Annotated in this window: 13 protein-coding genes; 6 read left to right on the top strand and 7 right to left on the bottom strand. The window is 76.1% G+C overall.

Annotation, left to right across the window (positions count from 1 at the left end; translation table 11 throughout):
- Positions 1-34: 34 nt before the first annotated feature.
- The 5 genes from HLA93_RS04065 to HLA93_RS04045 form a co-directional block, all read right to left on the bottom strand.
- Positions 35-796 carry a M23 family metallopeptidase gene (locus HLA93_RS04065; protein ID WP_222193029.1) on the bottom strand — a complete coding sequence of 254 codons (762 nt, stop codon included), beginning with the start codon at positions 794-796 and terminating at the stop codon, positions 35-37.
- A 461-nt stretch (positions 797-1257) separates the two neighbouring features.
- Positions 1258-2331, bottom strand: coding sequence for a hypothetical protein (locus HLA93_RS04060; protein WP_308127934.1), 1074 nt, complete (start codon positions 2329-2331; stop codon positions 1258-1260).
- A complete protein-coding gene (locus HLA93_RS04055; RefSeq protein WP_222193028.1) occupies positions 2328-2993 on the bottom strand; it encodes an SCO family protein in 666 nt (221 codons plus the stop codon). The genes HLA93_RS04060 and HLA93_RS04055 overlap by 4 nt, the downstream gene beginning before the upstream one ends.
- A complete protein-coding gene (locus HLA93_RS04050; RefSeq protein ID WP_246625816.1) occupies positions 2990-3751 on the bottom strand; it encodes a YcnI family copper-binding membrane protein in 762 nt (253 codons plus the stop codon). The genes HLA93_RS04055 and HLA93_RS04050 overlap by 4 nt, the downstream gene beginning before the upstream one ends.
- Before the next feature lie 30 nt (positions 3752-3781).
- Positions 3782-5515: a copper resistance CopC/CopD family protein gene (locus HLA93_RS04045; protein ID WP_308127933.1), complete on the bottom strand. Its 1734-nt coding sequence runs from the start codon at positions 5513-5515 to the stop codon at positions 3782-3784.
- Positions 5516-5664: 149 nt separating this feature from the next.
- Here HLA93_RS04045 and HLA93_RS04040 point away from each other — a divergent pair, with 149 nt between their 5' ends.
- The 5 genes from HLA93_RS04040 to HLA93_RS04025 all read left to right on the top strand — a co-directional run bounded on the left by HLA93_RS04040 (position 5665) and on the right by HLA93_RS04025 (position 10185).
- Positions 5665-7101, top strand: a complete 1437-nt coding sequence (locus HLA93_RS04040) for an MFS transporter (protein WP_308127932.1) — start codon at positions 5665-5667, stop codon at positions 7099-7101.
- A 58-nt stretch (positions 7102-7159) separates the two neighbouring features.
- A complete protein-coding gene (locus HLA93_RS22170; RefSeq protein WP_368858258.1) occupies positions 7160-7264 on the top strand; it encodes a putative leader peptide in 105 nt (34 codons plus the stop codon).
- Positions 7265-7350: 86 nt separating this feature from the next.
- Positions 7351-8370 carry a sulfite exporter TauE/SafE family protein gene (locus HLA93_RS04035; RefSeq protein ID WP_222193026.1) on the top strand — a complete coding sequence of 340 codons (1020 nt, stop codon included), beginning with the start codon at positions 7351-7353 and terminating at the stop codon, positions 8368-8370.
- 141 nt (positions 8371-8511) lie between these two features.
- Complete coding sequence (locus HLA93_RS04030; RefSeq protein WP_222193025.1) at positions 8512-9543, top strand: NAD(P)/FAD-dependent oxidoreductase; 1032 nt, start codon at positions 8512-8514, stop codon at positions 9541-9543.
- A gap of 9 nt (positions 9544-9552) precedes the next feature.
- Entirely contained in the window at positions 9553-10185 is a 633-nt protein-coding gene (locus HLA93_RS04025) for a class I SAM-dependent methyltransferase (RefSeq protein ID WP_308127931.1), read from the top strand.
- 58 nt (positions 10186-10243) lie between these two features.
- On the opposite strand, the gene HLA93_RS04020 is transcribed toward HLA93_RS04025, so the two are convergent.
- Entirely contained in the window at positions 10244-11224 is a 981-nt protein-coding gene (locus tag HLA93_RS04020) for an NAD-dependent epimerase/dehydratase family protein (protein ID WP_222193024.1), read from the bottom strand.
- A gap of 80 nt (positions 11225-11304) precedes the next feature.
- Here HLA93_RS04020 and HLA93_RS04015 point away from each other — a divergent pair, with 80 nt between their 5' ends.
- Positions 11305-11871 (top strand): hypothetical protein, encoded by a 567-nt coding sequence (locus HLA93_RS04015; RefSeq protein ID WP_222193023.1) that lies wholly within the window; start codon positions 11305-11307, stop codon positions 11869-11871.
- Positions 11872-11886: 15 nt separating this feature from the next.
- Here HLA93_RS04015 and HLA93_RS04010 read toward each other — a convergent pair whose 3' ends face one another.
- Positions 11887-12363 (bottom strand): DUF5994 family protein, encoded by a 477-nt coding sequence (locus HLA93_RS04010; protein ID WP_222193022.1) that lies wholly within the window; start codon positions 12361-12363, stop codon positions 11887-11889.
- Positions 12364-12733: the final 370 nt, after the last annotated feature.

The following is a 12733-nucleotide window of genomic DNA, read 5'->3' as shown; positions in this document are numbered from 1 at the left end:
GCACGGTCCCCGGACGGGGAGGCCGGGCTCCCCGCTAGAGCTCGACGCCGCGGGCGCGCAGCCAGCCCACCGGGTCGACACGCTTGCCGTCCATGCCGCCGGAGTGCACCTCGAAGTGCAGGTGGGGGCCGGTCGACTGGCCCCGGCTGCCCAGCAGCGCGATCTGGTCCCCGGCGCTGACCACGTCGCCGGCCTCCACCTGGATCCTCTCCATGTGGCCGTAGACGGTCACGTCGCCACTCACGCCCAGGATGTAGACCGCCAGGCCGTAACCGCTGGCCGCACCCGCGCGCAGCACCACGCCGTCCTCGGCCGCGTACTCGGGGGTGAGCATCGGGGCGGCGAGGTCGATGCCCCAGTGCATGGTGCCCCAGCGCTGGCAGAAGCAGCTGGTGAGCCGCGCGTTGTCGACCGGCGCGACCGCCTTCGGTCGGGCGGCCTCTGCCGCCGCCTCGGCCGCCTCGGCGGCAGCGGCCTGCTCCTGCGCGACCCGCTCGGCCCGGGCGGCACGAGAGGCGGCGACCTCGGCGAGCCGGGCGCGCGCCTCGACCTCGGTGATCGCCAGCTGCGGGCTCAGCTCGGTCTCCAGCCCCTCGGCGTCCGAGCCGAGCAGCTCCGAGGCCACGACCGACTCCCGGGCGTCGGCGGTCGGCAGGGCCTGCGTCCCGATCAGCGCGACCGCGGCACCCACGACCAGCGCCGCGAGTAGCGCCGCCGGGCGCCGCCGGGCGACGGCACGCGGGGCGGGCGGCAGCGCGATCGGCCACGACCCGGAGGACGGCGAACCTGAGGACACCGAACCGGAGGACGTCGAACCTGCGGACACCGAGCCCGTGGACACGGAACTCGTCGACGGCGACACCGGGACCGGGGGCCTCGGGGCCGGGAGCCGCGGGGACAGCGACCGCGAGGACCGCGACCGCGAGGGCGACCCGGTGGACGTGGAGCTCGAGGACGGTGCGACCGCACGTCCGCGGGTGCGGACGGTGGCGCCGGCGTGCCTCGAGCCCATGTGCCTGCCTCTCGATCACCTCCGGTGTCCCCCATGGCCCGGATCGGTTCGGCAGCCATGGAAACATCTAGTGACAAGGTTGTAATTCGTTGCTCGGCGTGTTCGTGGGGACACGCCGTGAAGTCGTTCGTCAGACGGTCGAGACCGGGCGGGATCGGGCGCGATCGGCAGTCCGATCGGTTCCGAGTCGACATGTCGACCCTGGAGCCCCGACCCCGGAGTCGAGATGTCGACCCGGCGACCGGTCAGCCGGCGGCCGGCGACGGCACGGCCCGGGCGTCGTCCCGGAACCGCCGGGCCGCGCCCGCACCACCGATCACCAGTCCCAGGCCGACGGCGACCAGCACCGCGACCGCCGCTCGGGCCAGCAGCTGGGGTCCGGTGGCCAGCGCGTGCGCGGTCCAGAGCACGTCGACGTCGGGCACGCCCTGCACGAGCAGCAGCCAGCCGACCACCACGGCCATCAGCCCGGCCAGCACGCCGCGCTGCCGCAGGGCGGCCCGCACCCCGATGCCGGCGGCCAGCAGCACCAGCAGCGCCGGCAGCAGGCCTGCGACGATCGCCCCGGCGTGCGAGGAGACCGTCGAGGGCGGCACCGGCGTGGTCAGCGCGTGGTACAGCGAGGCGACCGCCGCCAGGGCCAGCACCCCGCCCAGCGGCCGGGCGCTGCGGGCCAGCCACCCGGCGGCCACCGTGCCGGTCAGCAGCAGCACGTAGACCGGCCAGACCAGCCACCCCGGTGGCGGCGGGCTCCAGGTGAGCACCCCGCTCACGGTCACCTCGGTGCCGCCCAGCGCCATCGGCACCGCCCACTCGGCGACGGTGTGCGACCGGTCCGGTGCGGCGGCCACCACCGGCGGCAGCTGCCCCTGGGTCATCCAGTGCGTGCGGTGGTCGTGCCAGGCGTACGCCGGCTCGGTGGACACCTGCTCCCAGCGTGGTGCGGCGACCACGTCGACGTCGTCCGGGACGGCGGTGCGGCCGTAGCGGTCGAGGTTCAGGTACGTCGCCGGGCTCAGCGCGTTGCGCCAGACGCCGTCCGGGCCGATCCGCAGGTAGGGCTCACCGGAGTAGCCCGGCACGGTCAGCTCGGTGCCGGTGTCGTTGACCACCTCCAGCTCGTCACCGAACTGCAGCACCCGCACCGCCACCCCCGGCAGCTCCGGGGACACCGAGTGCAGCGCGGCGTCGAAGTCGCTGCCCGCGGCGCCGCCCCCCACGTGCGCCGACGCCGGCGCGGCGACGGCCAGGGTGGCGAGCAGGCCGAGCAGCACCACCGCTGCCCGGCCGGCCGCCGTCCGGAGTCGGGAGCCGGTCACTCCGCGGCGACGAGGGCCAGGTCGTGGGCGATGTCCTTGGCGTTGTTCCCCGCGTTGAAGGCCACGTCGGCCTCCCCGTCGGTGCCGTACAGCAGCAGCATCGCCGAGTGCTGCTCCCCGTTCGCCTCGGCCTGGGGCACCCCCGCGGCCAGCTGCGCCTGGTCGATCTGCACCTGGTCGCCGGTCAGCCCGACGAAGGAGGTGGGCAGGTCGGCGTCGAACCGGCCCAGGTACTCCCCCAGCACCTCGCCGGTGTCCCGCGCCGGGTCGGTGGTCACGAAGACGACGTTGGTCTGCTCGGCGACCGCCGGGTCGACGGTGCGCAGCGCCAGCGCCACGTCGGCCATCGTCGTCGGGCAGATGTCCGGGCAGTTCGTGTAGCCGAAGAACAGCAGGGTGGGCCCGTCCGCCGTCTGCGCGGCGAAGTCGAAGGGCGCGCCGGTGCTGTCGGTGAGGGTGAACTCCGGCTTCTGGTACGGGTCGGCCAGGTGCAGGCCCTCGTAGCCGCCGTCGTCCTCGGCGAGGGTCGCGGGCGGGTCGCCGGAGTGGTCGTGCCCACCGGCGTCCGCCTCGGCGTCACCACCGCAGCCGGCCAGCAGCAGGCCGGCGGCGAGCAGGAGCGCGGGTACCCCGCGCCGGGCCGTACGGGTCGCAGAGCTCACGAGGACACGGTACGTCGGCGCGCGGTCAGACCGAGGAACAGACCGCCGAGCCCGGCCAGCAGCCCGAGGACGGCGAGCACCAGCGCGGTGACCGCGGTCCCGTCGGCGCCCTCGTCCGCGCTGTCGGCCGCCGCGGTGTCGGTCGCCGTGTCGCTCGTGGCGGTGTCCGTGCTGCCGTGGGCGTCCGCAGCGGCCCCCTCCGCCGACAGCGTCAGCACCGGCGCGGGGTGCGCCGGCTCCGGCTGACCGTCCACGGTCGGCTCGATCCAGGCGGCCTCGGTGCCGTCGCTGTAGCTCTGCACGGCGTTGAAGGTCAAGCTCTCGGTGTCCGGGAACGGCCCGCCGGACAGCGCGAACTCCTGGAACTGCCCCGGGGCGATGCCGCCACCGTCCTCGGCGCGGTACTCCACCACCGAGACCGCCTGGTCGACGGTCTCGCCGTGCACCTCGGCCGGCGGGTCGAGCTGGGTCTGGGTCAGCGACACCGTCCAGCCGGGCACCGGCTGGGCGCGCAGCGAGGTCAGCGGAGTGTCGGTGGGCACCTGGATGCGCAGCGCGACCGTGCTGGCCACGTCGCTCTCGTTGGGCACCCGGAAGGTGAGCTTGCCGTAGCCACCGGGGGCCGCGTCGCCCGAGGAGACGGTGACGTGGGCCGAGGCGACCCCGCCGCCGACGGCGAGCAGACCGGTCAGCGCGACGGCCCCGGACAGCAGCACGACGGCCGGACGGCGGACGGGGTGGGACATGCGCAGGGACAACGGAGCTCCTCGATCGGGGTTTCTCAGGGTTCAGCGCACCGGGAAGGCGGTGCTGGCGGTGACGGCGGTGAACTCGTCCAGCCGGACGGAGACCGCGAGGGTCCAGGTGCCGGCGGTGGGCAGCACCGGGTCGCCGACGTAGTGGCCCGGGCCGGCGCCGGCCAGCTCGACGTCCAGCGGGCCGATCTCCTGCGCGGCCTCGGTGAGGGTCACCGAGATCTGCTGGGGCTGGGTGAGCCGGCCCTCGGCGTCGTACAGGTAGACGTGCATCGACGTCGGGCCCGGGCGCGCGGGGTCGAGTGACACCTGCACGGTGCCGGTGCCCGCCGTCCCCGACGAGGACTGCAGCGGCAGGGTCGCCTCGACCGGGACGGCCAGCGCCGCCGTGGCCGGCGGCTGGCTGACCAGCACCGCCGACAGCGCCAGGACGACGACCGCGCCGGCCAGCTCGACGAGCACCGAGCGGCGCAGCACCCCCAGGTGCTCCGGCTGCTCGTCGACGGGGGTGTCCGCCGTTGCCGCGAACGCCTGGGCGACGACCCGCCGGCCCGGGCGGCTGCGCGCGCCCAGCCGCTGCTGCACCCAGTCGCGGCTGACCAGCGCGGCGACGAACACGACGAGCACCACGGCGAGCTTGCCCAGCAGCACCCAGCCGTAGCTGGTGTCGACCAGACCGGCGAACGAGCCCACCTCGCGCACCGACTGCAGCACGCCGGTGACCACCAGCGCGCCGATCAGGCCGGCGGCCAGCCTGGACCAGCGCGGCAGGGCGGCGAGCAGCTCCCCGGCCGGGGTGCCGCCGCGCAGCGCGCCGCCGAACAGCGCGGCCAGCCCGCCCAGCCAGCCGCTCATCGCCGCCACGTGCACGGCGGCCACCGCGACGGCGAGCACCGGCGTCGCGCCGGCGACCGGGTGCCCGACGGCCGCGACGGCGACCACCAGACCGGCACCGAGCACGCCGGCGGTGGCCAGGACGGGGACGCCGGGAGCAGCCGGACGCCGCCAGCCGAGGGCCAGGACGACGCCGAGCAGCGCCGCCAGCAGCGCGCGCAGCAGCAGGGTGCGCCCGTACGTGCTGCCCAGCGTGGTGCCGAGCAGCTCGGGGTCCAGCAGCGAGCCGATCCCGGACGCGGCGGCGTAGGGGCCCTGCAGCAGCACCACCAGCCCGGCGCCGACCACCACCGCGGCAAGCCCGCCCAGGGTGGCCCGGCGCAGCAGCGGCACCCGCCAGCCGGCCGGCCAGCAGGTGGCCAGCGTCAGCGGCACGCCCAGCCCGAGCGCCAGCCCGAGGTAGCCCAGCCAGCGGGCGGCGGGCAGGGCCACGCCGATCACCGGGTCCACGTCGTCCTCGACGTCCACCGACCCGGCGGCGACCGGCTCGGCGTCCCCGACCACGAAGGAGAAGGCGCCGGACACCGGGTGGGAGTCGGCGGACACCACGCGGTAGGTGACCACGTAGCCGGCGTCGGGCAGGTCGTCGCGCAGCGGCACGGTCACCGTCGCGTCGCGCACCTCCGCGGCGCCGGTGTCCACCCGCTCGCCCGCGCCGTCGAGCACCCGGGCGTAGCCGGCGCCCAGCGACACCGACTCGTTGAACGAGATCGTCACCTCGGCCGGCACCTCGTCCAGCCGGGCGCCGTCCGTGGGGCTGGTCGTCGTGACGGTCGCGTGCGCCGCGGCCGGACGGGCGGTGAGCACGTCGACCGCCAGGCCCACGCCGAGCAGCGCGCACAGCAGCAGGACGGCGGCGGCGATCCGCCTCACCCGGTCACCGGTCCCCACTCGCATCCTCTGACGTGCACGCAGGGACAGTCGTCCGCCGACGCCGTCCAGTTCCCGCGGTCCGGAGGAGTGACGAGCCCCTCGTCCTGGCCCCTCCCGTGCCCGGGCGAGCGTCGGCTAGGAAGGTCGGTGTGACCGAGTCCCCGCCCACGCCGGCGGGAACTCCCCCGACGCAGCCCGCCGAGCCGGTCGCCCTGGGGACGGCACCGGGCCGCTGGGTCCTGGTGGCCACCGTGCTCGCCTCGGCGATGGCCCTGCTGGACGCGACCGCGGTCAACGTGGCCCTGCCCGCCATCGGGGCCGACCTCGGCGCCTCGCTGTCCGGACTGCAGTGGACCGTCACCGGCTACACGCTGGCGCTGGCGGCGCTGATCCTGCTCGGCGGCGCGCTCGGCGACCGGTACGGCCGCCGACGGGTGTTCCTGGTCGGCGTGGTCTGGTTCGCCGTCGCCTCCCTGCTCTGCGGGCTGGCGCAGAGCCCGGTCCAGCTGGTCGGCGCCCGGGCGCTGCAGGGCGTCGGGGGCGCGCTGCTCACCCCGGGCAGCCTGGCGATCATCCAGTCCTCCTTCCGCCGCGCCGACCGGGCCCGCGCCATCGGGCTGTGGTCGGCGCTCGGCGGCCTCGCCGGGCTGCTCGGCCCGTTCCTCGGCGGGTTCCTGATCGACACGGTGAGCTGGCGCTGGGTGTTCGGGGTGAACGTGCCGGTGGCGGTGCTGGTGCTCGCCGCCGCCCGGCACCTGCCGGAGAGCCGGGACCCCGCCGCGCACGGGCGCTTCGACGTCCTCGGCGCGGTGCTCGGCGCGCTCGCGCTGGGCGGGGTGACCTACGCGCTCATCGCCGCCGGTGAGCAGATCGGCGCGGACGTCTGGCTCACGGCGACCGGTGGGCTGCTGGCCGCCGCCGCCTTCGTGGTCCGCGAACGGCGGGCCGCCGAGCCGATGCTGCCGCTGACGGTGTTCACCGACCGGCAGTTCAGCGGGGCCAACCTGAGCACCCTGGCCGTCTACGGCGCACTGGGCGGCCTGCAGTTCTTCCTCGTGCTGCAGCTGCAGACCGTGCTCGGCTACAGCGCCACGCAGGCCGGCGCCGCCATGCTGCCCTCGATCCTGCTGATCACGCTGCTGTCGGCGCGGGCGGGAGCCCTGGCCCAGCGGATCGGGCCGCGGCGGCCGATGACGGTCGGCCCCCTCGTGGCGGCGACCGGCCTGCTCTGGCTGACCCGGGCCGGCGACGGCGGCGCGTACTGGCTCGACGTGCTGCCCGGGTCGGTGCTGTTCGGCCTGGGCATGTCGGCGCTGGTCGCCCCGCTGACGGCGACCGTGCTCGGCGCCGCCCCCGACCACCTGGCGGGCGTGGCCAGCGGGGTCAACAACGCGGTCGCCCGCGCGGCCAACCTGCTCGCGGTGGCGGCGCTGCCGGTCGCGGTCGGGCTCTCCGGGGCCGATCACGCCCGCTCGGAGGCGTTCAGCGCCGGGTTCACCACGGCCATGGTGGTCTGCGCCGGGCTGATGGTGGCCGGCTCCGCGGTGGCCTGGCTGACCATCCGGGACGACGTCCTGGCCGGGTGACCGGCGCCACGCCGGGCTCGTTGCGCACAATCCCCACCGGGATGGTAGGAATAGCCCCGTGCCGACGACTCCCTCGCTCCCGGGCCTCCCGGGCGAGCTGCTGGTGAGCCGTCTGCACGTCGACCTGCTCCGGGTCGCCACCGCAACCTGTCCGGGCCGCTGACCCGAGCGCCGTTCGCGGCGCCCCTCGTCCAGCCCGCCTGACGCGCTCCGCCGCGCTCGGCGCCACGACCCCGGAGCACCCTCCTCGTGAAGACCCTGATCCTGCTCGCCCTCGCCGGCCTGGGCGCCCAGCTCGTCGACGGCAGCCTCGGCATGGGCTACGGCGTCACCTCGACGACCCTGCTGCTGGCCATCGGCACCAACCCGGCCGCCGCCTCGGCCACCGTGCACCTCGCCGAGATCGGCACGAACCTGGCCTCGGGTCTGTCGCACTGGAAGTTCGGCAACGTCGACTGGAAGGTCGTCGCCAAGATCGGCGTCCCCGGGGCGGTGGGCGCCTTCGTCGGCGCCACCGTGCTGTCGAACGTCTCCACCGCGATCGCCGGCCCGGCGATGTCGCTGATCCTGCTGGGCCTCGGCCTCTACCTGCTGGTCCGGTTCACCCTGCGCGGGCTGGACAAGCGCCAGCTCGGCAAGCCGATGCGCACCCGCTTCCTCGCCCCTCTCGGCCTGACCGCCGGCTTCATCGACGCCACCGGCGGAGGCGGGTGGGGCCCCGTCAGCACCCCGGCCATCCTGGCCAGCGGCCGGATGGAGCCGCGGAAGACGATCGGCTCGATCGACACCTCCGAGTTCTTGGTGTCCCTGGCCGCGAGCCTCGGGTTCCTCTTCGCCCTCGGCAACCAGGGGATCAACCTGTTCTGGGTGCTCGGCCTGCTCGCCGGTGGCCTGGTCGCCGCGCCGCTGGCCGCCTGGCTGGTGCGGTTCGTCCCGCCGCGGCTGCTCGGCGCCGGGGTCGGCGGCATGATCGTGCTGACCAACACCACCAGCCTGCTCGGCAGCGACTGGATCGGCGCCAGCGACCCGGTCCGGCGCGCCGTCCTGGCCGTGGTCTACCTGACCTGGGCCGCCGCGATCGTCTGGTCGTTCCGGGAGTACCGCCGCGAGCGGGCGCAGGAGCGGGCCGACGCACTGGCCGCCGAGGCCCGGGCGCTCGCCGCCGAGGCCCGGGCGCTCGCCGCCGAGGAGGGGGTGGCCGTGCCGAACGCCGTCGCACCGCTGTCGCCCCGCGACGACGGCGTTCCCGCCGGCCACCGCCGCGCCTGACCCGGCTCGCCCGCCCACCCACTCACCCACCGGTCTTTGCCGGATCGGCAAGCTTTCTTGTCGTTCGCGCACTCCCCGGCGCACTCTCGACACCGCGGACACCCACCGGTGGCCGCGAGTACGAGGGCGAGGAGTGCAGCCATGGACGAGCGGTACGACGTGGTGGTCATCGGCGGCGGGGCGGCCGGGCTGAGCGGGGCGCTGGCCCTGTCCCGGGCCCGCCGGTCGGTGCTGGTGGTGGACGGCGGAGCTCCCCGCAACGCCCCCGCCACGCACGCACACAACTACCTGGGGCGCGAGGGCATCCCGCCGCTCGAGCTGCTGGCGATCGGCCGGGGCGAGGTGGCCGGCTACGGCGGCCAGTTCCTGGACGGCGACGCGGTCTCCGCCACCCCGGTCGACGGGGGCTTCCGGGTGGAGCTGGCCGACGGGCGGGCGGTGCACGGCCGGCGGCTGCTGGTGACCACCGGGCTGGTCGACGAGCTGCCCGAGGTCCCCGGCGTGCGGGAGCTGTGGGGCAACCACGTCCTGCACTGCCCGTACTGCCACGGCTGGGAGGTGCGCGACCAGGCCATCGGCGTCCTGGCGACCAGCCCGATGTCGGTCCACCAGGCGCTGATGTGGCGACAGTGGAGCGAGGACGTCACGCTCTTCCTGCACGCCCAGGCGGAGCCCACCGACGACGAGTGGGAGCAGCTGGCGGCCCGCGGCATCTCGGTCGTCGTCGGCGCGGTCGCAGCCGTCGAGTCCGACGGGGACCGGCTGACCGGCGTCCGGCTGACCTCCGGTCAGGTGGTGGCCCGCGACGCCCTCGTCGTGGCTCCCACGTTCACCGCCCGGTCCGCCCTCTTGCAGTCCCTCGGCCTGCCGGTCGAGCCGCTGGAGGTGATGGGGCGCGTCGTGGGCAGCGCCGTCCCCTCGACCCCGGTCGGCTCGACCGACGTCCCCGGGGTGTGGGTGGCCGGCAACGTCACCGACCTGATGGCGCAGGTGATCGGCGCCGCCGCCGCAGGACTGAAGGCCGGTGCCGGGCTCAACGGTGACCTGATCGCCGAGGACACCCGGCTGGCCGTGGCGGCCCGGCGGGCGACCACGGCCCGGCAGGTCTTCTCCGCCGCCGGCGAGCGGGAGCTGTGCGACCAGGTGCTCGGCGACCGCCGGCACGGGATCTGAGGAGGAACGGTGCACGACCACGAGCACACCCAGCAGTCCGCCGGGCACGACCTGGCGTCCTGGGAGCAGCGGTACCGCGACTCCCCCGCCCTGTGGAGCGGGCGGGCCAACGCCACCCTGGTGACCGAGGCCGCCGACCTGCCGCCGGGACGCGCGCTGGACGTCGGCTGCGGCGAGGGCGGCGACGCGCTCTGGCTCGCCGGCCAGGGCTGGCAGGTGACCGGGCTGGACTGGTCGGAGGTGGCCCTCGCCCGCGCAGCCGAACACGCGGCCGCCGCGGGCCTGACCGAGCGGGTGGAGTGGGTCCGCGGTGACGTCGGCACGTGGCAACCGCCGGCCCAGGCCTACGACCTGGTCACCGCCCACTTCCTGCACCCGGAGGAGGTGCTGCGGCACGAGCTGGTCCCGCGGCTGGCCGCGGGCGTCGCCCCCGGCGGCACGCTGCTGTGGGTGGGCCACCCCTACGACGAGGAACGGGCCGCGATGTGGGGCGGGGACCGGTTCGCCACCGCCGCACAGGTCGCCGCCGACCTCGATCCGGCGCAGTGGGAGCTGGTGACCGCCGAGTCCCGGCCGCGGTCGGGCGACCAGGGCGGCCACCACCACGCCGACGAGATCCTGCGGGCCCGACGCCGGGGTTGAGCCGCCCCGGGCTGGGTGGGGCCGCGTGCGCACGCGGCTCCACCCACCCCGGACCGGGTCAACCCGCGCCGGCGAGCAGCGCCTGCTCCAGCTCGGCGGGCAGGCCCGGCAGCGTGCGCCCGGCCGGCGGCTCGGGCCGCGGCGCGACCTGCATCCACGCCCAGGTGTCGGCGACGGAGTCGCGCACCGGCCGGGAGGGCAGGCCGAGCTCGCGGGCGCGGGTGGTGTCGACGTCCCAGGCGGTGCGGGCGACCTCGGCCGTCAACCACAGCGGCAGGTGGGTCCACTCCTGGACGCCGGCCGCCAGCAGGCCGGCGTCGGGCACCGGCACCCACTGGGCGTCGCCCCCGGTCACCTCGCGACAGGTCTCCAGCAGGCCACCGAACGTGGTCATGCCGGCCGGCCCGGTGGCGTTCACCGGCCCGCCCTGGCCGCGCTCGGCCATCTCCACCAGCCAGCCGGCCAGGTCCCGGGCGTCGACCAGCGCGATCGGCTGGCCCAGCGCGTCGGCCGGGACGACGACCCGGCCGCCCGCGGCGATCCGGTCCAGCCACCAGCCCAGGCGGTACAGCGGGTCGTGCGGGCCGACGATCAGCCCGGCCCGCGCGGTGAGGAACCGGTCGCCGAGGACTGCGGCGAGCACCCGCTCGGCGTGCGCCTTGTCCGGCCCGTAGGCGTCCTCGTCGGTGTCCCAGGTCGGCTCGTCCTCACCGGCGATCGGGCCGGGCGGCCAGGTGCGGTAGGCGTTCAGGCTGCTCACGAACGCGTACCCGGCGACGCCGGCGAGGGCCGCCGCAGCGTGCTCGGCGGCCGCCCGGGTCTGGCAGGAGGTGTCCACCACCACCTCCGGAGCCCAGCCGTCCAGCGCCGCCGGCAGCGCGGCAGGGTCGTCCCGGTCGCCGACCAGCACCCGGGCGCCCTCCGGCGGCGCACCGGAGACCCCGCGGGTGAAGGTCGCCACCTCGTGCCCGCGCTCGAGCGCCGCGGAGACGACGTGCCGGCCGAGGAAGTGCGTGCCGCCGAGGACGAGGAGTCGCATGGCCCGACCTCAGCGCAGCGGCCCGGCCGCCGTCCAGCCGATCCGCTCCCGGCGTAGCGCGAGGCGGCTACCGTGGCCCGGTGCCGCTGCTGGGACCGGACGACCGGCTCCCCCGACGCCCGTCCCGGGTGCTGGTGGCCGGCACGTCCGGAGCCGGCAAGACGACGCTGGCCGCCCGGATCGCTGCCGTGCTGGACCTGCCGCACGTCGAGATCGACGCGCTCTTCCACGGCCCGGGCTGGGTGCCCCGCCCGGAGTTCGAGGACGACGTCCGGCGGTTCACCGCCGCGCCGACGTGGGTCACCGAGTGGCAGTACGGGCCGGTGCGCCCGCTGCTGGCAGAGCGGGCCGACCTGCTGGTCTGGCTGGACCTCCCCCGCGCGACGGTGATGCGCCAGGTCGTCGTCCGCACGCTGCGCCGCCGGCTGCGCCGGGAGCTGCTGTGGAACGGCAACGTCGAACCACCGCTGCACACGGTGCTCACCGACCCGGAGCACATCGTGCGCTGGGCCTGGCGCACGCACGACGGCGCCGCCGAGCGGGTGCGCGCCCTGCGCCGGGAGCACCCGGACCTGGCCGTCGTCCGGCTCACGACCCGCCGCCAGGTGCAGCGCTGGGCCGCCGGGCCACTGACCGGCGCGAGCTGACCTGCGGGGAGGCGGTCAGCCGGCGCGGACGCCGGCGAGCGGGACGACCTGGGGCCGCGAGCCCGTGGCGACCAGCCCGCGCTGCGAGCCGGTGTCCTCGCGCAGCCCGGCCAGCCGCAGCGCGCGGACGCCGGTCAGCGCGTCGGCCTCCGGCGGGACGACCAGCAGGTCGACCCGGCGCTCACCGTCGACGGTGAGGGAGACCAGCTGCTGGTCCATGCTGGCGAACCCGCCGGTGCGCACGGTGCGGCCGCCGATGACCACCTTGCGGGCCGGCGCCTCGTCCCAGGCGCCCACGGCGTAGGTGAAGCGGTCGATCCGGACGCCGAGGCTGTCCAGCGCCGCCACCAGCTCCGGCAGCTCGACCGACAGCAGCCGGCTGCGCGGCCACCACGCCCCGTCGAACGTGCCGTCGGTCGCGGCCGTCGCGGGGCGCAGCCGCACCCGCACGTCGATCCCGTTTCGGAAACCTGCTGCTCGCTGGACCGTCATCGGTTCCCCGACCACCTCTCGCGCCCGTCCCCCAGGTGCGCTCGACCTTCCCCAGCCGAGCCCACCTCTCCGGACCGGAACGTACGACCGCGGGTGCGACACCCCGGCGCGCCACGAGGAAGCGCCGGGACACTCGTCTACACCTCCGGCCGGTCATCACGATGTGTGATCGGACGGCAACTCATGACACACGGGCCCCACCTGTCTCAGCAGTCCTCGTGTGCGTGTCGCCCGGAGACGACGAACGCCGCCGTCCCCCGGGGGGGGGGGGGGGGGGGGGGGGGGGGGGGGGTGGGGGGGTGGGCGCGCCCCCCCGGGGGGGGGGGCCCCGGGTTGGGGGGTGGGGTTCGGTTTTTTGGGCCCCCCGCGG

The sequence above is a fragment of the Modestobacter italicus genome, assembly GCF_019799965.1.
GTDB classification, from domain to species: Bacteria; Actinomycetota; Actinomycetes; order Mycobacteriales; family Geodermatophilaceae; genus Modestobacter; species Modestobacter italicus_A.
The sequence above is the reverse complement of the archived record's forward strand: the minus strand, read 5'-3'. Positions and strand labels throughout refer to the sequence as shown.

What these genes read in the sequence shown, in the direction of transcription:
- HLA93_RS04020 (WP_222193024.1), bottom strand. Translation starts at nt 11,224, where the DNA reads ATGCGACTCCTCGTCCTCGGCGGCACGCACTTCCTCGGCCGGCACGTC.
- HLA93_RS04010 (WP_222193022.1), bottom strand. Translation starts at nt 12,363, where the DNA reads ATGACGGTCCAGCGAGCAGCAGGTTTCCGAAACGGGATCGACGTGCGG.
- HLA93_RS04030 (WP_222193025.1), top strand. Translation starts at nt 8,512, where the DNA reads ATGGACGAGCGGTACGACGTGGTGGTCATCGGCGGCGGGGCGGCCGGG.